Origin of the sequence: Bradyrhizobium sp. IC4060 (assembly GCF_020193715.1) — a bacterium.
GTDB lineage: Bacteria > Pseudomonadota > Alphaproteobacteria > Rhizobiales > Xanthobacteraceae > Bradyrhizobium > Bradyrhizobium yuanmingense.
Genome location: NZ_JADYVJ010000016.1, coordinates 39,606 through 63,528, shown reverse-complemented (window position 1 = coordinate 63,528; position 23,923 = coordinate 39,606). Strand labels below are relative to the sequence as shown.

The 23,923-nt window shown below is 64.5% G+C and carries 27 protein-coding genes; 12 read left to right on the top strand and 15 right to left on the bottom strand.

The genetic code is table 11. The features are described 5' to 3' along the window. Nucleotides 1-25: 25 nt before the first annotated feature. The 3 genes from I6F16_RS33040 to I6F16_RS33030 form a co-directional block, all read right to left on the bottom strand. Entirely contained in the window at nt 26-781 is a 756-nt protein-coding gene (locus tag I6F16_RS33040; RefSeq protein WP_225112548.1) for an outer membrane beta-barrel protein, read from the bottom strand. 223 nt (nt 782-1,004) lie between these two features. After that, the gene (locus I6F16_RS33035) at nt 1,005-1,703 is read right to left on the bottom strand and encodes an outer membrane protein (protein WP_036012666.1); all 699 of its coding nucleotides are present in this window, start codon (nt 1,701-1,703) and stop codon (nt 1,005-1,007) included. Between the two features lie 238 nt (nt 1,704-1,941). Further along, a complete protein-coding gene (locus I6F16_RS33030) occupies nt 1,942-2,724 on the bottom strand; it encodes an outer membrane beta-barrel protein (protein ID WP_036028162.1) in 783 nt (260 codons plus the stop codon). A gap of 448 nt (nt 2,725-3,172) precedes the next feature. On the opposite strand from I6F16_RS33030, the gene I6F16_RS33025 reads away from it, so the two are divergent. After that, nucleotides 3,173-3,667, top strand: a complete 495-nt coding sequence (locus I6F16_RS33025) for a single-stranded DNA-binding protein (RefSeq protein WP_025036423.1) — start codon at nt 3,173-3,175, stop codon at nt 3,665-3,667. 17 nt (nt 3,668-3,684) lie between these two features. On the opposite strand, the gene I6F16_RS33020 is transcribed toward I6F16_RS33025, so the two are convergent. After that, on the bottom strand, nt 3,685-4,014 hold the full coding sequence (locus I6F16_RS33020) for a low molecular weight protein tyrosine phosphatase family protein (RefSeq protein WP_036028161.1): 330 nt from the start codon (nt 4,012-4,014) through the stop codon (nt 3,685-3,687). A gap of 164 nt (nt 4,015-4,178) precedes the next feature. Here I6F16_RS33020 and I6F16_RS33015 point away from each other — a divergent pair, with 164 nt between their 5' ends. Further along, nucleotides 4,179-4,577 (top strand): DUF2306 domain-containing protein, encoded by a 399-nt coding sequence (locus tag I6F16_RS33015; protein ID WP_225112463.1) that lies wholly within the window; start codon nt 4,179-4,181, stop codon nt 4,575-4,577. A gap of 169 nt (nt 4,578-4,746) precedes the next feature. Continuing rightward, on the top strand, nt 4,747-7,479 hold the full coding sequence (gyrA, locus tag I6F16_RS33010; RefSeq protein ID WP_225112462.1) for a DNA gyrase subunit A: 2,733 nt from the start codon (nt 4,747-4,749) through the stop codon (nt 7,477-7,479). 179 nt (nt 7,480-7,658) lie between these two features. Here gyrA and I6F16_RS33005 read toward each other — a convergent pair whose 3' ends face one another. Continuing rightward, entirely contained in the window at nt 7,659-7,916 is a 258-nt protein-coding gene (locus tag I6F16_RS33005) for a hypothetical protein (protein WP_036012649.1), read from the bottom strand. A gap of 267 nt (nt 7,917-8,183) precedes the next feature. Between I6F16_RS33005 and coaD the strand changes: the two genes are divergently transcribed. From coaD to queA, 5 genes are all read left to right on the top strand, one after another. Then, on the top strand, nt 8,184-8,678 hold the full coding sequence (gene coaD, locus I6F16_RS33000; RefSeq protein ID WP_036012646.1) for a pantetheine-phosphate adenylyltransferase: 495 nt from the start codon (nt 8,184-8,186) through the stop codon (nt 8,676-8,678). Between the two features lie 39 nt (nt 8,679-8,717). Continuing rightward, the gene (locus I6F16_RS32995) at nt 8,718-9,281 is read left to right on the top strand and encodes a peptidylprolyl isomerase (RefSeq protein WP_036012644.1); all 564 of its coding nucleotides are present in this window, start codon (nt 8,718-8,720) and stop codon (nt 9,279-9,281) included. 8 nt (nt 9,282-9,289) lie between these two features. Further along, a complete protein-coding gene (locus tag I6F16_RS32990; RefSeq protein WP_225112461.1) occupies nt 9,290-9,715 on the top strand; it encodes a hypothetical protein in 426 nt (141 codons plus the stop codon). After that, the gene (locus I6F16_RS32985; RefSeq protein ID WP_225174299.1) at nt 9,712-10,176 is read left to right on the top strand and encodes a peptidylprolyl isomerase; all 465 of its coding nucleotides are present in this window, start codon (nt 9,712-9,714) and stop codon (nt 10,174-10,176) included. The genes I6F16_RS32990 and I6F16_RS32985 overlap by 4 nt, the downstream gene beginning before the upstream one ends. Nucleotides 10,177-10,320: 144 nt before the next feature. Continuing rightward, nucleotides 10,321-11,394, top strand: coding sequence for a tRNA preQ1(34) S-adenosylmethionine ribosyltransferase-isomerase QueA (gene queA, locus I6F16_RS32980; protein WP_225112547.1), 1,074 nt, complete (start codon nt 10,321-10,323; stop codon nt 11,392-11,394). Between the two features lie 121 nt (nt 11,395-11,515). On the opposite strand, the gene I6F16_RS32975 is transcribed toward queA, so the two are convergent. The 4 genes from I6F16_RS32975 to I6F16_RS32960 form a co-directional block, all read right to left on the bottom strand. After that, nucleotides 11,516-12,541, bottom strand: coding sequence for an aspartate-semialdehyde dehydrogenase (locus I6F16_RS32975; RefSeq protein WP_225112459.1), 1,026 nt, complete (start codon nt 12,539-12,541; stop codon nt 11,516-11,518). A 258-nt stretch (nt 12,542-12,799) separates the two neighbouring features. Further along, nucleotides 12,800-13,402, bottom strand: a complete 603-nt coding sequence (locus tag I6F16_RS32970; protein ID WP_225112458.1) for a PepSY domain-containing protein — start codon at nt 13,400-13,402, stop codon at nt 12,800-12,802. 253 nt (nt 13,403-13,655) lie between these two features. Then, nucleotides 13,656-14,402, bottom strand: coding sequence for a TetR/AcrR family transcriptional regulator (locus I6F16_RS32965; RefSeq protein ID WP_036012628.1), 747 nt, complete (start codon nt 14,400-14,402; stop codon nt 13,656-13,658). Between the two features lie 135 nt (nt 14,403-14,537). After that, complete coding sequence (locus I6F16_RS32960; protein WP_225174298.1) at nt 14,538-15,722, bottom strand: patatin-like phospholipase family protein; 1,185 nt, start codon at nt 15,720-15,722, stop codon at nt 14,538-14,540. Between the two features lie 214 nt (nt 15,723-15,936). On the opposite strand from I6F16_RS32960, the gene tgt reads away from it, so the two are divergent. Next, nucleotides 15,937-17,082, top strand: coding sequence for a tRNA guanosine(34) transglycosylase Tgt (gene tgt / locus I6F16_RS32955; RefSeq protein ID WP_057029253.1), 1,146 nt, complete (start codon nt 15,937-15,939; stop codon nt 17,080-17,082). Between the two features lie 15 nt (nt 17,083-17,097). Here tgt and I6F16_RS32950 read toward each other — a convergent pair whose 3' ends face one another. Next, nucleotides 17,098-17,316, bottom strand: a complete 219-nt coding sequence (locus I6F16_RS32950; protein ID WP_036028144.1) for a hypothetical protein — start codon at nt 17,314-17,316, stop codon at nt 17,098-17,100. 222 nt (nt 17,317-17,538) lie between these two features. On the opposite strand from I6F16_RS32950, the gene cysK reads away from it, so the two are divergent. Then, nucleotides 17,539-18,516 carry a cysteine synthase A gene (cysK, locus tag I6F16_RS32945; RefSeq protein WP_036012610.1) on the top strand — a complete coding sequence of 326 codons (978 nt, stop codon included), beginning with the start codon at nt 17,539-17,541 and terminating at the stop codon, nt 18,514-18,516. A 3-nt stretch (nt 18,517-18,519) separates the two neighbouring features. Then, the gene (locus I6F16_RS32940) at nt 18,520-18,759 is read left to right on the top strand and encodes a BrnA antitoxin family protein (RefSeq protein ID WP_036012607.1); all 240 of its coding nucleotides are present in this window, start codon (nt 18,520-18,522) and stop codon (nt 18,757-18,759) included. A gap of 191 nt (nt 18,760-18,950) precedes the next feature. Here the strand turns inward: I6F16_RS32940 and I6F16_RS32935 are convergent, their stop codons facing one another. Beyond that, the gene (locus I6F16_RS32935) at nt 18,951-20,384 is read right to left on the bottom strand and encodes a caspase family protein (RefSeq protein ID WP_057029251.1); all 1,434 of its coding nucleotides are present in this window, start codon (nt 20,382-20,384) and stop codon (nt 18,951-18,953) included. A 201-nt stretch (nt 20,385-20,585) separates the two neighbouring features. Further along, complete coding sequence (locus I6F16_RS32930) at nt 20,586-21,461, bottom strand: DMT family transporter (RefSeq protein ID WP_225112546.1); 876 nt, start codon at nt 21,459-21,461, stop codon at nt 20,586-20,588. A 153-nt stretch (nt 21,462-21,614) separates the two neighbouring features. Between I6F16_RS32930 and I6F16_RS32925 the strand changes: the two genes are divergently transcribed. Beyond that, nucleotides 21,615-22,013: a RidA family protein gene (locus I6F16_RS32925; protein ID WP_036012586.1), complete on the top strand. Its 399-nt coding sequence runs from the start codon at nt 21,615-21,617 to the stop codon at nt 22,011-22,013. Between the two features lie 50 nt (nt 22,014-22,063). Here the strand turns inward: I6F16_RS32925 and I6F16_RS32920 are convergent, their stop codons facing one another. From I6F16_RS32920 to I6F16_RS32910, 3 genes are all read right to left on the bottom strand, one after another. Then, entirely contained in the window at nt 22,064-22,609 is a 546-nt protein-coding gene (locus tag I6F16_RS32920; RefSeq protein ID WP_074447965.1) for a hypothetical protein, read from the bottom strand. After that, entirely contained in the window at nt 22,554-22,904 is a 351-nt protein-coding gene (locus I6F16_RS32915; RefSeq protein WP_036012597.1) for a hypothetical protein, read from the bottom strand. The genes I6F16_RS32920 and I6F16_RS32915 overlap by 56 nt, the downstream gene beginning before the upstream one ends. Before the next feature lie 225 nt (nt 22,905-23,129). Further along, nucleotides 23,130-23,717 carry a formyltransferase family protein gene (locus I6F16_RS32910; protein ID WP_036012580.1) on the bottom strand — a complete coding sequence of 196 codons (588 nt, stop codon included), beginning with the start codon at nt 23,715-23,717 and terminating at the stop codon, nt 23,130-23,132. Nucleotides 23,718-23,923: the final 206 nt, after the last annotated feature.

The window sequence follows — 23,923 nt, the reverse complement described above, 5'->3', positions numbered from 1 at the left end:
GACGATGTGACCTCGGCAGGGAAGTTCAGTACTTCGCGACCACCGGGCCACCGAAGGTGTAGTTGAGTCGAACGGTAGCCATGTCCACGTCCTGCTTGATGCTGTCGGTGCGAGTGGTCACGCCGAGGAAGGTGAAGGTCTCGTTGTGCCTGCCCATGAACAGGTGGTTGTATTCGACAGCGACCGACCAGTTCGGGGCGAAGCCGAATTCTATGCCGGTGCCGACGGTACCGCCCCAGCGCGTTTCGTTCGCGGTGTCGAGCGTAACGCCGCCAAAACTGCCAGTGTACTTGTTGTGAGTGACGGCAGCGCCGCCCTTCACGTACCAAAGCACGTTGTTCCAGGCATAACCGACCTGGCCAGTGAAGAGGCCGATGGCGTCGATCCTGGTCTCGTTCACCAGCGGCGCGAGCGCGGCAGGCGAGCTGATGTTCGAACCCTTCAGGTCAGCCCAGTCGCCCTGGGCTTCGAGACCGAACACCCAGTTGGCGGACTGCCAGCGATAACCGATCTGGCCGCCGACGAGTGCGCCGGTCGCATTGTGACAACCTTCGGCCACCGCCGGAGCGACCACGAAGGGGCCGACACTGGTGAGATCCCAACAGTTGCGGCTCCAGCCACCGCCGGCGTTGGCGCCGAGGTAGAAACCGCTCCAGTTGTACACCGCGACCGGTGCCACCGGAGCCTTGGTGTAGGGGCGGGCCGCCAAATCGGCCGCCGAGGCCGGTGCCAACGCGCTGAGTGCGAACAAGCTGGCCGAAGCCAGCAAAAGCTTCTTCATATCCATTCCCCACTTCCATTTCTCATTCCGGTCTTCCGGAGAGCGGAAGAGCAGCGGACCTTATGACTCAAGCAACGTCATTGCTTTTACACCATTGAAGCCAAAGGTTGTGTCACCCAGCGGCCACACCCCTTCGAAAACGCGAGCGAACGGGCGGCCGCAACAAACAAAAAGGCCGGCGCGAGGCCGGCCTTTCGTGACGATGATGCGTCAGAGACGAAGCTCAGTACTTGGCGACGACCGGGCCGCCGAAGTGGTAGTTCACGCCGACCTGCACGGTGTGGAGGTCGAGAGTGCCGGTGTTGACCGGGAAGACGCCCGAGAAGTAGGTCTCGCCGCCCAGGCTGCGATAGAGGTACTCGCCCTTGACCGACCAATTCGGAGCAAACATCGCCTCGACGCCCGCGCCGACCGTCCAGCCCGAATGGAACTGGCTCTCCGAGAGGCTCAGAACAGGGGGCGCGCTGACGCTGATCTTGTTGTTGATCCAGGCGTAACCACCCGTGGCGTACAGCAGGACGCTCGGGGAAGCGAGCCAGCCGATGCGACCACGCACGGTGCCGAGCGCGTCGATACGCGAACTGACCGTCGTGGGAACGAGGGCGCCACCAAAATCAACAAGACCGGTCGCCGAGGCGTTTACGTCAGCCCACGCGCCATCAGCTTCGATGCCGAACACGACGTTGGAGGTCTGCCAGTTGTAGCCAACGGTGCCGCCGACGAAACCGCCCTGCATGCGCGGATCATCGGAGCTGTTTTCCCAGGCGCCGCCACCGACGATACCCAGGTAAAAGCCGGTCCAGTTGTAGACCGAGGCCACAGGCGCGGGGGCCTTGGTGTAGGGGCGGGCTGCCAGATCAGCAGCCGAAGCGGGGGCCGCAAGGGCGAATACACAGGCCGAAGCCAACAAAACCTTCTTCATTTTCAACTTAATCCCAGTCCCAGTTTCTGTTGTTGCCTTCCGTGGCGGAAGGGCAGCGGACTCAAACGGCCCAACTGACGCCGTCTTTACACCACCAAAGCCGCAAGTTGTGTCTCCGAAAAGCCACAACAGCGGAAAAGGTGATGGTTGCTGACTTATTTACATCCAGCCGTCGTGCTGCAAAAAAAAAGGCCGGCGCTGGGGCCGGCCCTTCGTTTCGCTCACGATAGGTGGGATATCAGTACCTCGCGACCAACGGGCCGCCGAAGCGATAATTCAGGCGGACTAGACCCATGTCGACGTCCTGACTGATGCGATCGCTCCCGAAGGCAACGCCCGCAGGCGTCGTGAAGGCGATCGTGCGGTCGCCGAGGAAGATGTGGTTGTACTCGACGCCGAGCGTCCAGTTCGGAGCAAATCCGAATTCCAGGCCGGCGCCAACGGTGCCGCCCCAGCGGGTCTCGCGAGCCGACGCCAGCAGCGTGCCGGCGCCCGGCGTGCCAGGCGCGGCATAGACGTCGTACTTGTCCCCGACTACGGCGGCGCCGCCCTTCACATAGAGCAGCACGTTGTTCCAGGCGTAACCGACCTGGCCCGTGATCAGGCCAAAAGCATCGATGTGAGAGCGGTTACGATCACCGGTGACCAAAGCGCTTCCAGGGAAGAGGAGGCTGACGTTGTCCCCCGAGAAGTCAGCCCAGTTGCCCTGGCCCTCGAGGCCGAACACCCAATTGGCCGACTGCCAGCGGTAGCCGATCTGACCACCGACCGTGCCGCCGGTCGCATCGTGACAGCCTTCAGCCACCAGAACGCCCGTGACCGGGGTCACGAAGTCCCAGCACTTGCGGCTCGTGCCGCCGCCGCCGTTGACGCCGATGTAGAAGCCGCTCCAGTCGTAAACCGCGGCGACCGCCGGGGCCGGAGCCTTGGTGTAGGGACGCGCAGCCATATCCGCCGCGCTTGCCGGAGCCGACAGCCCCAATGCCATTGCACTGATTACGCCGAAAAGAATCTTATTCATTGCAGTCTCCCCAAGTTTCGTCCGCTTCATGAAAGTCCCCGAAGCGGCTGATCAGACGCGACACCCATATGAATCAATTCCAAGGCAAAGGTAGCCTAAGGAAAGGGCAGAGTCCGTCTCCGGAATGCCACACTTGCGGATTGATTGAATGGGTTCCAACTTGATGAATGTTAAATGGTTTTTGCCATACTCGGGAACCCAAAAAGGTTCCATTCGAGGGCTGTCCTTTTTTGTGGCATGAGAGGACATGCGGGAAATTTCCGCTCGCTCGTGCCGAAGAACAAATCTGGAACAAACGTGCGCGCGATGCTATATGTGGGGATAACCTTGGGGGTGGCAGGCTGATCGGTGCCCGCAAGCGTATAGGGTCGCCCTAGCGGGCGCAGAGGAACGCGGGCAGCGGATTCGCCCTTTTGAAATTCAGTGGCATTCGGAGTGGAGAGCGGCGATGGCGGGAAGCGTCAACAAGGTCATTCTGGTTGGAAATCTCGGCAAGGATCCCGAAATCCGCCGCACCCAGGACGGGCGGCCGATCGCGAATTTGAGCATCGCGACCTCGGAGACCTGGCGCGACAAGAACACCGGCGAGCGCAAGGAGAAGACCGAGTGGCATCGCGTCGTGATCTTCTCTGAGCCGCTTTGCAAGATCGTCGAACAGTATCTGAAGAAGGGCGCAAAGGTTTACATCGAAGGCGCGCTCCAGACCCGCAAGTACACCGACCAGAGCGGCGTCGAGAAATACTCGACCGAGGTCGTGCTGCAGGGCTTCAACTCAACGCTGACGATGCTGGACGGCCGCGGTGGCGGCGGCGGAGGTGGCAGCTTCGGCGACGAGCCGGGCGGCGACTTCGGCTCCTCCGGACCCGTCAGCAGCGCGCCGCGCCGTCCCGTTGCCGCCGGCGGCGGCCGCAACAGCGACATGGACGACGATATCCCGTTCTAGGACTTGGGAAGAGGCGGCTAGTCTCGGCGCAGATAACGGCCAACTCGGTTTTCAAGGATCCGCACCAGGACAGGATCCATGAATTCATAGTCGTCCGGAATGTCGAGACAGATGACCCGCTTGTTGTTCAAGCTGGACCGGAATTTCCGGTTCAGCTTGGTCCGGTGGGTCTTTTCCATGACGAAGATGACGTCGGCCCATTCAATCTGCTCGGCGGACAGCAAGACGTCCGCGCCGTTCGAAATGCCGGCCGAGTCGGTCTCGATCCCCGGCCAGGTCGAAAACACCTGCTCGGCGGTAGGGCTGCGGAGGCGATTGGCGCTGCAGACGAAAAGGACGTTGGTCACTTTGCCGCTCTCGGAGACGATCGGGCAGGTATCGGCGGGAATGATTGGTCGGTGCTTCTCGGGCGGGCTTCCGAGAGTTCCTGCTACATAAATACAGTTCTTTGGTCGACGGCTTTTCCGGCCTAAGCTTATGTGCGCCTCCGCCGGACACGAGGAAGCCCTGCATGAGCCTTGCGCCGCTGCTTGAGGCCGCGCCGGTGGTCCCGCTGCATGCCTTTGCCGCAATGGCCGCCCTTGTGCTTGGCCTCTTCCAGTTCTCCGCCCCCAAGGGCACGCTGCCGCACCGGACTATCGGCTGGATCTGGGTGGTCCTGATGGTGTTCGTGGCCGCCTCGTCGTTCTGGATCCACGAGATCCGTCTGGTCGGGCCGTTCAGCCCGATCCATTTCTTGTCGATCTTCACCCTGGCGGTGCTGCCGCTGGCGGTATGGCGTGCGCGCACCCATCGCGTCGCCGACCACCGGCGGATGATGATCTTGATCTTCTTCGGCGCCCTGGTGGTGGCAGGACTGTTCACGCTGGCGCCTGGGCGCATCATGCACCGGGTGACTTTCGGGGCGTGAGAGCCGGTTCCGCCCAGTCCGTTCCGGCCCCGTCCGCGGCCGTGGCGCGAAGGGCGTAAGTCTCTGGAAAAACAGTGGGAAAAAGCGCTTCCCCAAAGCTCGGCAAGGGTGGTTATCAGGGGTGTGATGCGCTATATGATTCCCAGATAAAACCTCACCGGATTTCCCCTTGGCTGACGACGATAACAAGCCCGGCGACCAGCCGGCGCAACCCTCGGACATTCGCCCCGTCTCCATCCTCGACGAGATGAAGAAGTCCTACCTCGATTACGCCATGAGCGTGATCGTGTCGCGCGCGCTGCCCGATGCGCGCGACGGCCTGAAGCCGGTGCATCGGCGCATCCTGTTCTCGATGAACGAGCAGGGCTTCACGCCCGACAAGAAGCACAAGAAGTCCGCCGGTATCGTCGGTGACGTCATGGGTAAATACCACCCTCATGGCGACCAGGCGATCTACGACGCGCTGGTGCGCATGGCGCAGGACTTCTCGATGCGCGAGTTGCTGGTGGACGGGCAGGGCAATTTCGGCTCGGTCGACGGCGACCCGGCGGCGGCCATGCGCTACACCGAGTCCCGCCTGACCAAGATCGCGCTGAAGCTGCTCGAGGACATCGACAGCGACACCGTCGACTTCCAGGACAATTACGACGGTTCCGAGAAGGAGCCGGTGGTCCTGCCGGCGCGGTTCCCGAACCTGCTGGTCAACGGCGCGGGCGGCATTGCCGTCGGCATGGCGACCAACATCCCGCCGCACAATCTCGGCGAGGTGATCGACGCCTGTATTGCGCTGATCGACAATCCCTCGCTGACCATCGACGAGCTCATCAACATCATTCCCGGCCCGGATTTCCCGACTGGCGGCATCATCCTTGGACGCCAGGGCATCCGCAGCGCCTACCATCTCGGCCGTGGCTCCATCGTGATGCGCGGCAAGGTCACGTTCGAGACCATTCGCAAGGATCGAGAGGCGATCGTCATCACCGAGATTCCGTATCAGGTGAACAAGGCGACGATGGTCGAGCGCATCGCCGAGCTCTACAAGGAAAAGAAGATCGAGGGCATCTCCGACCTGCGCGACGAGTCCGACCGCGAGGGCTATCGCGTCGTCGTCGAGCTCAAGCGCGACGCCGTGCCCGACGTGGTACTGAACCAGCTCTACAAGTTCACCCCGCTGCAGACGAGCTTCGGCGTCAACGCGGTTGCGCTCGATTCCGGGCGTCCGCAGACGATGAACTTGAAGGATATGTTGACGATCTTCGTCGGCTTCCGCGAGCAGGTCGTTACCCGGCGCACCAAGTACAAGCTGCGCAAGGCGCGTGAGCGCGCCCATGAGCAGGTCGGCCTCGCCATCGCGGTCGCCAACATAGACGAGATCATCAAGGTGATCCGCACCTCGCCGACACCGGCGGCGGCCCGTGACACCCTGATGACGCGCGATTGGCCCGCGCGCGACGTCGAGGACATCATCACGCTGATCGATGACCCGCGTCACCGGATCAACGAGGACGGCACGATCCGCCTCTCGCTGGAGCAGGCGAGGGCGATCCTCGAATTGCGTCTCGCACGTCTCACCGCGCTCGGCCGCGACGAGATTGGCGGCGAGCTGTCGAAGCTCGCCGGGGAGATCGGCGACTATCTCGCGATCCTGCGCTCACGCGCGCGCATCCTGGACATCATCAAGACCGAGCTTGCCGAGGTGAAGGCCGAGTTCGCAACGCCCCGCCGCACCGTGATCATGGAGCAGGAGGGCGAGGTCGAGGACGAGGACCTGATCCAGCGCGAGGACATGGTCGTCACGGTCTCGCACGCCGGCTACGTCAAGCGCGTGCCGCTGTCGGCCTACCGGGCGCAGCGCCGCGGCGGCAAGGGCCGCTCCGGCATGCAGACCCGCGACGAGGACTTCGTCAGCCGGCTCTTTGTCGCCTCGACCCATACTCCGGTGCTGTTCTTCTCCTCGCGCGGCCAGGTCTACAAGGAAAAGGTCTGGCGGCTGCCGATGGCCGCGCCGAACGCGCGCGGCAAGGCCATGATCAACATCCTGCCGCTGGAGCAGGGCGAGCGCATCACCACCATCATGCCGCTGCCGGAGGATGAATCGACCTGGGGCCAGCTCGACGTGATGTTCGCGACCACGGGCGGCAACGTCCGGCGCAACAAGCTGTCCGACTTCGTTGACGTCCGCCGCTCCGGCATCATCGCCATGAAGCTCGACGACAACGAGGCGATCGTCGACGTGCAGATCTGCACCGAGCGCGACGACGTGCTGCTGACCGCTGCGGGCGGCCAGTGCATCCGCTTCCCCGTCACCGATGTGCGCGTATTCACCGGGCGCACCTCGATGGGCGTGCGCGGCATTGCGCTCGGCGAAGGCGACAAGGTGATTTCGCTGGCGATCCTGCGCCACGTCGACACCACCTCGGACGAGCGCTCGGCCTATTTGAAGATGCGCCGCGCGGTCGCGGGCGAAGCCGCCGCAGACGAGGCGCCGGCCGATGCCGAGGCCGAGGAGACCTCGGGCAGCTTCCAGCTCCCGCAGGAGCGCTATGTCGAGATGTCGGCGCAGGAGCAGGTCGTGCTGACCGTCTCCGTCAACGGCTACGGCAAGCGGACCTCGTCCTACGAGTACCGCACCACCGGCCGCGGCGGCAAAGGCATCGTCGCTATGAGCGTCAACCACCGCAACGGCAATCTCGTCGCCTCGTTCCCCGTGGAGGAGGCGGATCAAATCATGCTGGTCACCGACAAGGGCCAGCTGATCCGCTGCCCGGTCGAAGGCATCCGCATCGCCGGCCGCTCGACGCAAGGCGTGATCGTGTTCGACACCGCCGAGGACGAGCACGTGGTGTCAGTCGAGCACATCACGGAAGAGGCCGAGAACGGGAATGGAGCGAACGGGGAATAGAGGCTGGCGAATCGGGACTCATCCACCCGCCGTTCCTCGCAGCCGATAGTGCCCCCTGAACGAGATCGCGCCCGTCGGGCCATTCCGACGGGCGCGAGCGTCGCGTAGTCTGCGACGAGACGTCACAGAAATTCCTGGGGTCTTGAGGGACCCGCCCGACACGAACCTGACAGATCCGATTACGGCGTGCGGTTGGCGGTCACGAGGCGGGCCTCGCGGACGTTGGCCTTGGTGCCGGCGCTACGCAGGCAGGACGCTTCGAAGTTCGGCCAGGCCTGCTGCGAGCAGTCACGGCCGATGCTGCGGATGTCGAGCCGGTCGCTCTTGGCCAGCGGCTGCGGCACGCTGGCTTCGACCTTCGGGGCAAAGCCGGGCAGGAGGGTGAGGGCCGCGGCAACACACGCAGACAGAGCGATCGCTGAAATGGTCTTGATCATGACAGTCCCCTGTGATGCGGCCGCCTACGCCCAGTACGCGGCCCGTCATTCGTTGGCCGGATTAGTAACCATGGCCAGTTTCCGGACGTCTTCGCCGATGTGGGAAATGGTTTCGTTCGCGCTCCGTTTTGTTTCGTGGCCGCCCGAGGACGAAACAAACCGGCTGCCGCTGACGCCCAACGGGACATTTTCGGAGGGGCTGGACCGGAAACGGGCTAGGAACCTGCCCGGCTTGCCGGCCCGGGCGGGGCGCGGTAGGACGGGGCCATGCCGCGCATCGCCTTCTACCCAGGTTCCTTCGACCCCATCACCAACGGCCATCTGGACGTGGTCCGGCACAGCGTTTCCTTGTGCGACAGGCTCGTGGTCGCGATCGGGGTGCATCCCGGCAAGAAGCCGCTGTTCTCGACCGAGGAGCGCCTCAAGATGCTCGAGGAGGTCTGCGGTCCGATTGCGGCGCAGGCCGGCTGCGTGCTGGAGGCGACGACGTTCGACGATCTGTCGGTGACCGCGGCGCGCAAGCACGGCGCGACCATCATGATCCGGGGCCTGCGCGACGGCACCGACCTCGATTACGAGATGCAGCTCGCCGGCATGAACGAGGCCATGGCGCCGGAGGTGCATACGGTCTTCCTGCCGGCCTCTCCCATGGTCCGCCCGATCACCGCCACTTTGGTGCGCCAGATCGCCGGCATGGGCGGGGACGTCTCGGCCTTCGTCCCGCCGCAGGTCGCGGCACAGCTCAAGGCCAAATTCGCCTGAAAACGGCGCGCTTCCTCTTCTCTCTGATCCGGAGTTGTCATGATCCGAATTCTCGCAGTTCTTGCCGCGCTTCTGTTCGCGGCGCCGGCGGTGGCGCAGCAATTGCCGGCAAATCTCGACAAGGCCAACGCCATCGTCATCGACAGCACCAAGGGCCGCATCGTCATCAAGCTCAGGACCGACATCGCGCCCCAGCATGCCGAACGCATCAAGCAGCTGGCGCGCGAAGGCTTCTACAACAACGTGCCGTTCCACCGCGTCATGGACGGCTTCATGGCGCAGACCGGCGACGGCCAGAACGGCAACGGCACCGGCGGCTCGAAATACCCGAACCTGAAGCAGGAATTCTCCAAGGTGCATTTTGCCCGCGGCATCGTCGGCATGGCCCGGCGCGGCGACAGCGTCGACAGCGCCAACTCGCAGTTCTTCATCATGTTCGCCGACGGCGGCAGCCTCGACGGCCAGTACACCGTGATCGGCGAGGTGGTGCAGGGCATGGACGTCGTCGACAAGCTGAAGAAGGCGCCCCCCGGCTCGCCCGGCGGCTCCGTCACCGATCCCGACAAGATGGTGAAGGTGCAGGTCGCCTCAGACATCAAATAGGCGCGGCCATGGCGCGCCGCGGTGGCAGGCTCCTGCTGGTTGCCGCGGTGCTGTTGCTCGCCACCTCCCTTGCGGCCGTGGAGGCCGCCCAGGTCGACACGATCCAGGACATCTTCCGGCACCTGCGCACCTGCTGGAGACCGCCGTCGCCGGCGAGGGCCCGCCCACTCGACATCACCGTCCTGGTGAGCTTTAACCGGGCCGGAAACATTCTGGGCCATCCGAGGATTACCTATGAATCCGCGGAGGCCTCTGACAACGACCGGCTGCAATACCGGATCGCGGTGATGGAGGCGTTGCAACGCTGCACGCCGGTGCCATTTACCGATGCAATGGCCGGCGCCGCCGCGGGACGTCCATTCGCGATCCAGTTCCGCAGCCGCAAGACGTCACCCGACAAGACTTCACCCCCAACGCAAGAGAGACGAGCATGAGCGTCACCGAAAACACCCTGATCCTCGAGACCACGCAGGGCCCCGTCACCATCGAGATGCGCCCCGACCTCGCGCCCGGCCATGTCGCGCGTATCAAGGAGCTGGTCCGTGAGGGCTTCTACGACGGCATCGTATTTCACCGCGTGATCGAGGGCTTCATGGCGCAGACCGGCTGCCCGCACGGCACCGGCACCGGCGGCTCCGGCAAGAAGCTGAGGGCCGAGTTCAACAAGGAGCCGCATGTGCGCGGCACCGCCTCGATGGCCCGCGCCGCCAATCCCGATTCCGGCGACAGCCAGTTCTTCATCTGCTTCGACGAGGCCCGCTTCCTCGACAACCAGTACACGGTGTGGGGCAAGGTCACCGAGGGCATGGAGAACGTCGACAAGATCAAGCGCGGCGAGCCGGTGCAGAACCCCGACAAGATCGTCAAGGCGCGGATGGCCGCAGACAAGGAATAGTCACTCGATCCTCATCCTGAGGAGCGCGGAACGCGCGTCTCGAAGGATGAAGGCCCCACTGCTGCAACCCGGCCTTCATGGTTCGAGACGGCGCTAAGCGCCTCCTCACCATGAGGGTCTGGCTGTGTCGTGCCAAGCCTGCTCATGCGCACCGATCTCTTCGATTTCGATCTGCCGCCCGAGCGCATCGCGCTGCGCCCGGCGAGCCCGCGCGATTCCGCGAGGATGCTGGTCGTCGAGAATGGCGCGCTGCGCGATCAGATCATTTCCGACCTGCCGCAATGGCTGAGGCCCGGCGACCAGCTCGTCGTCAACGACACCAAGGTGATTGCGGCGCAATTGAAGGGCCGCCGCATCGGCCGCGACACCGAGCCGAAGATCGAGGCGACGCTGATCAAGCGCCTCGACGGCTCGCGCTGGCAGGCGCTGGTGAAGCCGGCCAAGAAGCTCGCCCCCGGCGACCGCATCCGCTTCGGCAACGAAGGCAAGGTCTGCCTGCTCGGTCATCTCGACGCCGAGGTCGAGGCCAAGGGCACCGAGGGCGAGGTGACGCTGGCGTTCTCGTTCCACGGCCCGGCGCTGGACCAGGCCATCGCCGATCTCGGCAGCCCGCCGCTGCCGCCCTATATCGCCTCCAAGCGCACGCCAGACGATCAGGACCTCGCTGACTACCAGACCATGTTCGCGGCGAATGAAGGCGCAGTTGCAGCGCCGACCGCGGGGCTGCATTTCACGCCCGCGCTGGAGCAGGCGCTGCGCGACCGCTGCGTCGGCCTCAACCGCGTGACGCTGCATGTCGGGGCAGGGACGTTCCTGCCGGTGAAGGTCGACGACACCGAAGCCCACAAGATGCACGCCGAGTGGGGCACGATCTCGGCCGCAACGGCGCAGCGGCTCAACGCCGCGCGGGAGACCGGCGGCCGTATCGTTGCCGTCGGCACCACGTCATTGCGGCTGCTCGAAAGCGCCGCGAGCGAGGACGGCACGATCCAGCCATTCGCCGCCGAGACGTCGATCTTCATCACGCCCGGCTATCGCTTCCGCGCGATCGATATTCTGATGACGAATTTCCACCTTCCGAAGTCGACGCTGTTCATGCTGGTGTCGGCCTTCTCGGGGCTCGCGACGATGAAGCAGGCCTATGCGCACGCGATCACGCAGGGCTATCGCTTCTATTCGTATGGCGATGCGTGTTTGCTGTTTCGAGCGGTCCCGTAGGGTGGATTAGCCGTCAGGCGTAATCCACCGCTTCTGTTTCCGCGGATACGAAAGAGGTGGGTTACGCCCAGCGGCCGCGCTTCGCGCATCCGCTAGGCTAACCCACCCTACGCACCTCCCGTTACGCCATCACCTTCTGCGGCAACAGCTCGGCGATCTGCACGGCGTTCAGCGCCGCGCCCTTGAGCAGCTGGTCGGCTGCCACGAACATCGAGATCGAATGGCCGGTGGGGTCGCTGAGATCCTTGCGGATGCGGCCGACCAGGACGTCGTCCTGGCCCGAGGCGTCGATCGGCATCGGGAAGTAGTTCTTGGCGCGGTCGTCGACCACCTTGACGCCGGGCGCGCGCGCCATGATGGCACGGACCTGGTCCTCGCTGATCGGCTTCTCGCATTCGAAGGTGATGGCTTCGCAATGGGCGCGCAGCACCGGCACGCGCACGCAGGTGACGCCGACGGCGATGCTGTCGTCCTCGAAGATCTTGCGGGTCTCCTTGATGACCTTGGTCTCTTCGTCGTTGTAGCCGGTCTCGGGGTCGATGGCGGTGTTGTGGTTGAACAGGTTGAAGGCGTAGGGGTGTGGCATCACCTTCGGCGTATAGACCTGCCCGTTGAGGTTGGCGCGGGTGGATTCGACGAGCTCCTCCATCGCGGCGGCGCCGGCGCCGCTGGCCGCCTGATAGGTCGAGATGATCACGCGCTTGATGCGGTTCTGCTGGTGGATCGGCCACAGCGGCACCAGCGCGGTGATCGCGGCGCAGTTCGGGTTCGCAATGATGCCCTTGTGGTCGCGGATGCGGCTCGCGTTGATCTCGGGGATCACCAGCGGCACGTTTGGGTCCATGCGGAAGGCCGAGGAATTGTCGACCACGACGGCGCCGGCCTTCACCGCGATCGGTGCATACTTCCTGGAGATGCTGCCGCCGGCGGAGAACAGCGCGATGTCGACGCCGTCGAAGGAGCGCTCGGTCAACTCCTCGATGGCCACGCTCTGCCCGCGGAACGACACCGTCTTGCCGGCCGAGCGGGCGCTCGCCAGTGCCTTGAGCTTGCCGACGCGAAAGCCGCGCTTGTCCATGGTGGCGATGAATTCGGCGCCCACCGCACCGGTGACGCCGACAATCGCGACGACGGGATCGTTACTCACTTTGTCCTCCGTTGCATTGAGAATTTAGACAACAAAAAAGCCCCGGACCATCGAGGGCGGGGCTTGCCGTAGAGCTGATGCGTTTAAGTCGACGACCTACGCGCGCACGCCTCCCCGGGCCCCTTCGGCCGTGGTGGTTTTGGTCGTGCGTTTGGTGGTCGTGAACATGGCGGCGACTTATGCGGGAGAGTCTTGCGGCCGTCAATGGCTTTTCGGCCCGGCCGATGCCGGGGGCAGCCTGCCGCTATTTGGCACCCGCTATTTCCCCTTGGCGCCAGGCGGCTCCAGGGTGACCTCCTTGAGGTCGTCGCCGCTGACGACGACGATCGAGAAGTTCAGCCGGCCGCGCTCGCGGACCAGCCCGCCGCTGATGGCCTTGCCTGCGGCGGCGCGCTCGGCGACGCGTACGGCATCGGAGAGGCGGTGCCTGATCGCACCCAGCGCTGCGAGGTTGCTGCGGTCCTCGCGGTCGAGCTCGGTGAGGGGTAGGGCCGCTTCCCCGCCGACCAGTTCGCCGGTCGCAGCATTTATGGTGTGGCGCCAGATCCGGTCGTTGTGCAGTGTCTTCACCCGGTAGACCGGCACGCCCGAGCCGCCATCGAAGCTCACATCGGCGGTGGTGGCGCCGGCATGGCGGGCTTCGGCAATCGCCATGGCCTGGCTGATCGTGATCGAGGAGCCGCGGAATCGCTCTATTTCGCGGCTGACTGCCTGGCGGTCCGCTTCGGCATCACCATCTGTGTCGCTGTGAAGCGCGGTCGGCGTGCTCGCGGTCACGACAGCATGTGCCGGCGCAGCGATGAGCAACGCGGGCAATGCGATCGCAAGCAGGTGCGAGGTCCATCGTTGGGCAGTCGTCATGCTCGAAACCCTCGGCCAGCGAGTGTGCCGGATGATCGTAAAGAATTCGCGGCCGGCCTTGGGCATCGGCCGGCCGCGGAGCGCCGCGGCAGGCTGTACCCGCCGCGGCGATCGAAGCGGGTCCGGACCTCTTTGGGGCTGGTGAAAAAAGCGGCCCGAACCGACTGTAATGAAACCATACCGTATCGTTTTATTTCGGTCAATGACGCCGCATCGTCGCCGCCTGGGGAAAGCACGCAAGCTCACGGAATTGTCAGCGGGAGGAGCGGCGCCGTGGCGCGAGTTTCGAGGTGTCCTGGACGCGGTCGGCAGGTCCCAGCGCGCCGGCCAGGAACAGCTTGATCGCCGCGCGCATGCGCTTCTCGGCAGCCTTCAGCTCCAGCGCCGTTCCGAACGTCGCCATGCGGTGGGTGTGGCCGACGACGACGTCGAGGAACACCTCGGCTGCGATGGTGGTGTCGTCGACATCGAGCGCGCCTTGCGCGACCAGATGGTCGAAGAAGCGCGCCGTGGTGGCGACGGCCTTGAGCCAGCCTTCCTCCTTGCCGAGCTTGGCGACGTCGGGGAAGTTGATGGCCTGTGCCGTCATCATGCGGCTGAAGGCGACGGCATCCGGGCCGCAGGTGAAGGTCAGCATCTCGCGTCCGATCTCGACCAGCCGCTGCTCGACCGGGATGTTCGAGGCGCTGGAGAGCTGCGTCTCCGCCGCCGCCGACAGCGGCGCAAGCCAGCGCTCGATCTCGCGCCTCAGCACGGCCGCGAACAGGCCGCGCTTGTCGCCATAGCGGGAATAGACGGTGGGCTTGCTGACCCGCGCAGCTTCCGCGACCGCATCGAGCGAGGTCGCATCAAAGCCGCGATCAAGGAACAGGCGGGTGGCGACCTCGATCAGCCGCAGATCGCGCTCGATCGCAGCGGTCTTCGTCGGCCGGCCACCACGCGATTTCGGCACCTCGCGCCGTGGCGCTGCCGGTCTTGTCCTGGTCGCAGTCAATCCCATGCCCAATGATTCCTGCGCGGTCGTGATATCGGTCATTCGCTCTATATCGCGCAGGAGCGGAGGCGTCATCGCGAATCTGGCCGAATTGGCCATATCGTCAACGGTTTCGGTATTGCCTCGTTCCGTCACGAGGGATCACGGCAGCGTCGAGGTCCAGGCCTGGCCGGATGCAGCCTTCTCGTATCCGTACTGGTAGAGCGCCCGCATATAGGTTGTGTCGAACCCTTCCGACGGCGGCGCAGGATAGTCGCGCGCGATGTAGGAGAGATGGAAGCCCAGCCGGTTGCGCTTGGCGAAATCGTAGGTCGAGAAGATGATCGAGCGCGTCTGCGATTGGGTGATCGCCGACAGGCTGCGCGAGGCGACGTCGATGGTGCCGTTGGAGACGAGCTCGAAGTTGCGTTCGATCTTCTTGTTGACGAGGATGTAGATGTCCACCTTCGCATTGCCGGGCAGACGGCCACTCTGGAACAGCAGAGCTTCGGGCAAGGTCAGCACCGGCGCGGTCACGCCGCCATCGACATGCATCTCCTGAAACTTGCGGCCCCCGCCTTCGGCATCGATCATGATGGGCGGAAACACCAGGGGAATGCTGGCGGAGGCCGCCATCACGTCGCGAAACAGCTTGAGCGCCTCGGGCGTTCCGACCGCGGCAATCTTGCCCATGTCCCAGATCGCGGTGCGCTGCGTGTCGAGGTCGGTCGTCACCACGAGCAGCCTGCGGCCCTTGGCGTGCTCGCGCGCGACTTGCGCCATGATCTCGGGCCCGACATAGCGTGCAACGAGCTCGCGCAGCCTGGTGTTGCCAAACAGGCCGGATCCGAACAGCACGCGCATGATGCTGGGATCGTTCAGGAGGCTCTCCGCGATGCCGCTGGTGTAGACCTTCTTCAGCGTGTCGTCATATTGCGGTCCGAGAAACGCGAACGGCGCGATCAGGCCGCCGGTGCTGACGCCCGAGACGACCGAGAAGGTGGGGCGGGTTCGGGCCGCGGTCCAGCCGTGGAGCACGCCGACGCCATAGGCGCCGTCAGCGCCGCCGCCGGACAGCGCCAGATAGGTTCTCGTCGCAGTGCTGTTGTCTTTCTCCAAGCTGAACTTGGTGGCCGGCTCGTCGGCGTAGCGCCGGAGGCCGTCGATATCCAGCACGCGCGAGGCGCTGGCTTCAGCGGCCGTGTAGGGCGTGCGGGGCAGGGCGGTGCAGGCGCCGAGCGCCAGGCTGCAGATCAGGACCACCGATCCGATCAGCCCGACGCCAGTCTGCCTGATCCGGTCACGCGAGGAGACGGATGCGTCGGTCGAACACGAAGGGTACGGCATTGTCGGTGGCTGGCGATCACGCATCTACCGCCGCCGGCAAGTTCGCCGCGGCATCTCGTCCAGCCCGCGCACAAAACTATACTGTATCGTTTCGTTTGACAAGGGCGCGGGCACACTATCCTTGTGTGGGTCGGTGTCCCAGTCTGATGCACAAACCGGCCCGAGCGCGGTCGGCGGGTTGATCAGCCTGCTCCGACACGCAATAAGCACCGCCATGAATCCCGACAATGACCTTCCCAATCACTTTGAGTTGCTCGCCACCGACGGGGCCGCGCGCACCGGGCGCCTGACCACCCCGCATGGCGTGGTGCGGACCCCGGCCTTCATGCCCGTCGGCACCGCCGGTGCCATGAAGGGCATGCACTGGCGCGAGGTGCGCGATGCCGGCGCCGACATCGTGCTCGGCAACACCTACCATCTGATGCTGCGTCCAAGCGCCGAGCGGATCGCGGCGCTCGGCGGCCTGCAGACGTTCACAGGCTGGAACGGACCGATGTTGACCGATTCCGGCGGCTTCCAGGTGATGTCGCTGGCGGATTTGCGCAAAGTCAGCGAGCACGCCGTCACGTTCCGCTCGCACATCGACGGCGCCAAGGTCGAGCTGTCGCCGGAGCGGTCGATCGAGGTGCAGCGTTTGCTCGGCTCCGACATCGCCATGCAGATGGATGAATGCGTACGGTTGCCTGCCGAGCGCGCCGACATCGAGCGCGCGATGCAATTGTCGCTGCGGTGGGCGGAGAGAAGCAAGCGCGCCTTCGCGAGCGCCCCGGATGGCTACATGCTGTTCGGCATCGTGCAGGGCGGCGACGTGCCCGAGCTGCGCCATGCGAGCGCGCAAAGCCTGGTCGGGATCGGCTTCCATGGCTATGCGATCGGCGGGCTCGCCGTCGGCGAACCGCAGGCGGTCATGCTGGCGATGATCGACGAGACCGCGCCGCTGCTGCCGAAGCAGCGGCCACGCTATCTGATGGGCGTCGGCACGCCCGACGACATCCTCGAGGCGGTGAAGCGCGGCATCGACATGTTCGACTGCGTGATGCCGACCCGCAACGGCCGGCACGGCGTCGCCTTCACGCGCTACGGCCAGGTCAATTTGCGCAACGCGCGCCATGCCGACGATCCACGCCCGCTCGATGAAGAGAGCTCATGGCCGTCGACGCGGAACTGCGCGCGCGCCTATCTGCATCATCTCGTCAAGGCCGGCGAGACGCTGGGCGCGATGCTGCTGTCCGAGATCAATGTCGCGTACTACCAGTCCCTGATGCAGGGCATCAGGGACGCGATCGCGCAAGGAAATTTCGAGGAGTTCTATCAGCGTACGCGCGCGGACTGGGCGAGGGGCGATATCGCCCCGCGCTAGCTCAACAGTCCAAACTCAGTTGCACACGAGCCGCCGCTTCACGGCATGCTTGGTCACGAAGCCGTAGCCGCAATTGTCGCAAGTCCAGAGGTAGCTGATGATGTGGTCCGAGACGTAGGCAGATGCTTCAGCGGCGACCATGGAGTCGGCGCAGACGGGACAGGTCGGCAACTCGCTGCAACGCGGATCACGCCTTAGCGCTACGGTCGACATCACTTCAGCAACCGCTGACATCGTGGTGACCTCCCTGCTTTGAGACCTAAGTCTAACATAAGCAGAATCAGTTGACGAGGTCGCAACACAAATGCGTTGGTTCTCTGCTAATTAAAGCTCACGCGATTTTGCGATGCAGCGTATTTAACATGTGCTGCATTGCCGCTTGCGTGTCGCCGCAAGCTGTCCGTAACTGCGCAGGGCCGCGACAGACGTGCAGATCGTCGCCACAGGGAGTTCATCATGGACGTATCGTCCAACACGGGTGCAGCGCACCAACCCGGCCGTGGCCGGATCTATGACTCGATCGTCGATGCCTTCGGCAACACGCCCATCGTGCGCTTGCGCCGGCTGCCCGGCATGCACGACGTGAACGCGACCATTTTGGCAAAACTTGAATATTTCAATCCTGCCGCGAGCGTGAAGGACCGCATCGGCGCGGCCATGATCATCGCGATGGAGAAGGCGGGCATCGTCAAGCCGGACACCGTGCTGATCGAGCCGACCTCCGGCAATACCGGCATTGCGCTCGCCTTCGTCGCGGCCTCCCGCGGCTACCGGCTCAAGCTGGTGATGCCGGAATCGATGTCGATCGAGCGACGCAAGATGCTGGCCTTTCTCGGCGCGGAGCTGGTGCTGACGCCGGCGGCGCAGGGCATGAAGGGCGCCATCGCGGCCGCCGAGGAGCTCTTGAAGACGACGCCGAATTCGGTGATGCCGCAGCAGTTCAAGAACCTCGCCAATCCGGAGGTGCACCGCCGCACCACCGCGGAGGAGATCTGGAACGACACCGGCGGCAGCATCGACTTCTTCGTGGCCGGCGTCGGCACCGGCGGCACGATCACCGGCGTCGGCCAGGTACTCAAGCCGCGCAAGCCGGGCTTGCGTGTGGTCGCGGTCGAGCCGGAGGAGAGCCCGGTGCTCTCGGGGGGACAGCATACTCCGCACAAGATCCAAGGCATTGGTGCCGGCTTCGTCCCTGACATCCTCGACCGCTCCGTGATCGATGAGATCGTGAAGATCAACTCGACCACGGCGATCGAGACCTCGCGCGCGCTGGCGCGGCATGAGGGCATTCCGGGCGGCATCTCCTCGGGCGCCGCGATCGCCGCCGCACTCGAGATCGGCAAGCGGCCGGAAGCTTCCGGAAAGACCATCCTGGCGATCGTGCCGTCCTTCTCCGAGCGGTATCTTTCGACGGCTCTGTTTGAGGGAATCTAGGACATGGCGGATCAACCGAGACGGCCGCGCACGCTGGGCGATGCCAGGACCGAGGCCGAGGCGGCGTTCAAGAAGGTGACGGCCAAGGTCGCCACGGCGCCGCCCAAGCAAAACGCCGTGCCCGGCATCAAGGAGCAGGTCACGCTGCGCATCGACCAGGACGTGCTGGAGTTCTTCCAGGAGGGCGGTCCCGGCTGGCAGGATCGCATCAACGAGGCGCTGCGCAAGGTGGCAGGGAAGTAGACTTCGCGGATGGGCTGTAGCTCCTCATCCTGAGGAGCTTGCGAAGCAAGCGTCTCGAAGGATGAAGGCCCCGCTGGTCGAGGCGCGCCTTCATGGTTCGAGACGGCGCTTCGCGCCTCCTCACCATGAGGATCACAAACGAAAAAGCCCGGCGCGAGCCGGGCTTCTGTCGTCTGGGATCCGTCTCGCTCTCAGCGGCGGAACATGCCGCCCATCATGCCGCCGACGACGCCACCGACGAAGGCCGCACCGGCAGCATCGCCGGGATTGCTGCGTGGCTGGGGAGCCGGTGCCGGCGCGCTGCTCTGAGCCGGGGCGGTGGCGGCGCGCCGAGCCGGCTTCTGGCTGCCGTCGCTCGCCGTTGCCGGGGCAGCCACGATTTCCGAGAGCAGGGCCTTGTGCTGGTTCTTGTTGAGATAACCCGAGGAGGGATAGCCGCGCGCAGTCTGCCAGCGCTTGAGCACGGACCGCGTTTCGTCGTTGAAGACGCCGGTCTGGTTGGTGTCGAAGCCGAGCGCCGTGAGTCGACGCTGCACGTCGCGACGCTTGTTCTTGTCGAGACCGATTTGGTCCTCGGTCACTTGGGTAGCCTCATCCGTGAAGGTGGCGGGATCGACGCCGGCATTGAGCGTGCGGGTCGCGGTCGAGGGGCCGCTCTTGATCGCCGCTAGCCGCGCCAGCGCCAGCGCCTTGAACTGGCCGTTCGGGTAAGCGGTGAGGTAGGCATTGAGCTCCTCGGCCTTGTTGGACTCCTTGACCGAGCGCCAGTATTCGAGCTCGACACCGTCCGAGCTTCCGGTCGCCGCCGGCACAATGCCGGTCGCGGTCGGGGCCGCAGCGGCGACCTGGGTGGTCGGCGCCTGATTGAGATAGACGGAGCCGGTCAGGTTGGTGTGGCCCCAGGGCAGCTGGCCCTTGCGGGTCTCTTCATTGACCTGAGCGCGCACCGACGTCATGGCCTGCTGGATCTCGACGCCGGGCTTGGTGATGTTGTCAATCAACGCCCGCGTGAACGGGCTGTTGTTGCCTTCCTGGCCGTCGAGTGCGGTCTGGCCCGGGCCGGTGGCGAACGCGATCAGCGTGCCTTCGCCGGACTTCATCTCGGCGAGGCCGCTCTGGACGTTGACGCTGCGGGTCGCCGAATTCGACTTGATCTTCGCGGCGAACGGATTGTCCCGGCAGGCGTCGAGGAAGACGAGCTTGACCTTGGCATCGCCCATGGTCTGCTCGAGCGTCAGGTCGATGTTGATGGCGGCGCCCAGCTTGACGTCCATCTCCGACTTGATGTCGGCATCGACGGGCAGCAGGTAATTGGTGCCGCTGACCGCGATGCCGTGGCCGGCATAATAGAACAGCGCGATATCGGAGCCTTGCGCCTTGCGGCCGAAATCAAGCAGCTTCTCGGTCATCTGGTCGCGGCTGAGATTGGAGCCTTCGATCACCTCGAAGCCGACATTGCGCAGCGTGGCCGCCATCGCCTTGGCGTCGATCGGCGGGTTCGGCAATTGCGCGACGTTCTTGTAGGAGCCGTTGCCGACGACGAAGGCGACGCGGCGGTCAGCCTTGGCGGCACTGATCGACAGCGCCATGCACATCAGCGAAGCGAGGAGGGTGAGATAGCGCATTCTGAAATCCCCAGAATCGAATTGCAGGCAGCAACAAATCGGCCACGAACCTACACGAAGTGCCCGACTTCGCGCCACCAAAACGGCAGTCCGTTGCGTTCAACCCGCTGCTGTGTGGCCGAATGTGCACGATGGAGTGTCGCTCCAACGTGATCCAAATCACACGGCCACTTGGTTTTGTCGCGCGAGGCGGCGCGAGGTTCACCTGGCCCGGGCGGGAACCGACGAAACGGGCTTCAAATTGAGTAAATTGCCAAACAGGATCAGCGCGGCGCCGAGCAGGGTCCAAGCGTCGAGCCGCTCGGAATACAACAGCCAACCGGCAGTTGCAGTCAGTGGAACCCGCAGGAAATCCATCGGAACCACGATCGTCGCGTCGGCGTAGCGCATCGCACTGGCCAGGCAATAATGTGAGAACGTGCCGCAGACGGCGATCACGCCGACCCAGCCCCAGACATAGAGCGACGGCCACGTCCAGACCAACAGCGTCGGAATGAAGCCCGCAACCGACTGCACCACCAGCATCCAGAACAGGATCGAGAGAGCGCTCTCGGTGCGGGTCAGCGATTTGACCAGCGCCATCGCGACGCCAAATCCCATGGCGGCGCCAAGCGCGATGAGCTGCCCCGGATTGATCTCCCCGGTCGAGGGGCGGACAATGACGATAACGCCGACGAGGCCGAGCACGATGGCGGCGATCTTCCATGGCGTCATCCGCTCGGACAGGAAGCTCGCCGCGAGGACGGCCGTCCAGATCGGCATGGTGAACTCGATTGCGACCACCTGGCCGATCGGGATCAGTGTCAGTGCGAAGAACCAGCCGAGTTGGGCAACATAGTGCACCAAATTGCGGCCGACATGCTGCGGCAACCGCGATGTCTTGAGCACCTTCCAGCCGCCGGCGCGGTAGATGATCGGTGAGAGCAAGACGAAGCCGGCCAGCGACCTCATTTCCATGATCTGAAAAACATTCAGCTCGCGCGTGGTCTCGCGCCCGGCCACCGCCATGATCAGCATCAGCGACAGCCAGCCGGCCATCCACAGTGCAGCCATCATTTTCGACGGTGTGGTGCTCATCTGCGGCGGATACGGAAAGGGATGGACAGAGGAGGGGCGGCCGGTATCGGCGACATTGCCGCCGTTTGCAACGGCCAAATCTGCGGATGCAGCGATGCTGGGCGGCATGCTAAGGCATCAGCGAACAACGACAAAGATCGGGAGACATTGCCCATGCGCATCTTGCAGCCGGCCGAGTGGAAGAAACCGCGCGGCTTTTCCCACGGCGTCGTGACCGAGGGGCCGGGCCGATGGGTGGTACTCGCCGGCCAAACCGGGGGCGACGAGGCCGGCAGTTACGATCCCGACATGGCAGCCCAGGTCGCGACGGCGCTGAAGCGGATCGTTAAGCTGCTGGGCGAGGCCGGTGCCGGCGCCGAGCACATCGTCCGCCTGACCTGGTACCTGACCAGCCGCGCCGAGTACGAAGCGGCAGGTGCCGGCATTGGCGCGGCCTGGAAGGAAACGCTCGGCCGCAATTTTCCGCCCTCGACGCTGCTCTATATCGGAGGCCTCGTGGACGAGCGTGCCAAGGTCGAGATCGAGGTCACGGCGTTCGTGCCCGGCCCATAAAAAATCGATCCGGCGCGGGCGCCGGATCGATTGTCGCGTGAGCTAGCGTCTTATTTCGACATCGAGATGTGCGCGCCGCGGAACTGACTGTCCGCGCGCATCGTGACGTTCTGCTTGTTGCCGGACGTCTTGAGAGAGATGTTGGCGTTGAAGCCCGCAGTGGAGGCTACCAGCTCGTAGCTTCCGCCGCTGCCGCGGCCCTGGAGCGAACCGGAGATGTTGCGGCTGGTCTCGGACCAACTGCCTGCAATGGCGCCGCCTTCGGCCTTCACGTTGGCGCCGAGGTTGAATTTGTAGGCATCGCTGGCGCAGGTCAGCGACATCTCCATGGTCGGTCCGATCGGAGCGTATTTGGCCCGGCAGCGGATCCGCTCGGTCGAGCCGTCATCCAGCGTGACCGTGCCACTACCGCTCCAGCTGCCCGCCAGCGGGGCGAACGGGCCGGACTGGGCACTGCTTTCGGTCGCGGCGATCCCAGCCCCAAACAAAACGGCGGCCGCGATCAGCAGCCGCCGGTTCCGGGCGCGAGCCTCAATTGGTTTATTGGCGCGATGCTTCCCACCGCCCGCTGCACGGTATGCCTGCAGATGCTCCATTCCACTTCCCCGATCCGGCGTTGCCGCTGAGTTGACCGTTGGCATATGCACCATTGATCGAAACTTTCACAAGTCCCCCGCTGCCGATGGTGCCGGAAACGTTAGCGCCGGGCGCGGTGATCTTGCCGCCGGCAACCGTCAGCATCGAGCTTGCGGTCGGCTCGCACGAACCGCTCTTGGTCACGATGGTGACTTGCCAATTGCCGTCATAGGGATTCTGGGCGAAGGCGGGGGCGGCGAGGGTGCCAGCGAGAACTGGGGCGGCACAGAACACCGCAATGCGACCAAAACGCATGAATTCGTCCTTGAATGTGTCTGAGTTGCTGACGCTTATTCGGACGAAATGTGACGGAAATTTGTTGCGATGCCAAAGCGAAAATTGTTCCTTTGGGAACAATGGTTTATTTGCGCTTTTGGCTCCAATTTCCGAAGCAGAATCAAGGGCGCCGCACGTTAAGGGTAAACGTCAGGACGACTCCAGGAGACCTCGGCTCAGAGGGCTGGCTCAGAGGGTCTTGGCTCAGGAGAGGCTCGGCGCGGAGGTCGCGAACTGCTCGTCCTGGACTTTGGCGGGTAGCGCCTTGTGAACCTTGGCGTAATCGATCACGTCGGCCAGCAGCTTGAGCCCGAGCGGCGCCAGCGCGCGCTCCCAAAGCTCTCGTGCGGTCTCGCCCTTCTTGACGAAGCACCAGTCCTGGGCGGCGATCGCGCCGGCATCCATGCGGTCGGCGAGATGGTAGATCGTGCCGCCAGCGATGGGGTCGCCTTCCTTGATGGTCCATTCCACCGCGGCCTTGCCGCGGTGGCGCGGCAGCAGCGAGGGATGATAGCCGATCCCGCCGAGCCTGGCGGCGGCGAGCGCATCCTTGCCGATCCTGGCATGGCTGTGCGCGGTGATGATCAGATCGGTGTCCGGGGCGATCTCGGAGGCCACCACCAGCTTGGGATTGGCTTGCACTTGCACCTCGATGCCCGCCGCCTTGGCCGCCGCGGCGAGGCGGTCGTCGGCGTCCGCCACCACGACCCGGACGACCGAGACGCTGTGCTCCCGGAGCATGTTCAGGGTGGTCACGCCAAAATGGCGGGAGCCGACGAGGGTAATTCGCATGGGTGTCCGATCCGTCTCGCAACTGCGTCATCCCCCGATAACACGTCCGCATGCCCTGTCACCACCCGCGCAGCGTTTGCGTGGGTTATCAACAATGCGCCGGGCGCCGCTTGCGCGAACGCCGGGATTGCGCCGTCGAGCCGTCCGGCGCCTTCCAAGCGGGCATGACATCGGCTTGGGAGTGAAGGCATGCGGAGCGTCGGGTT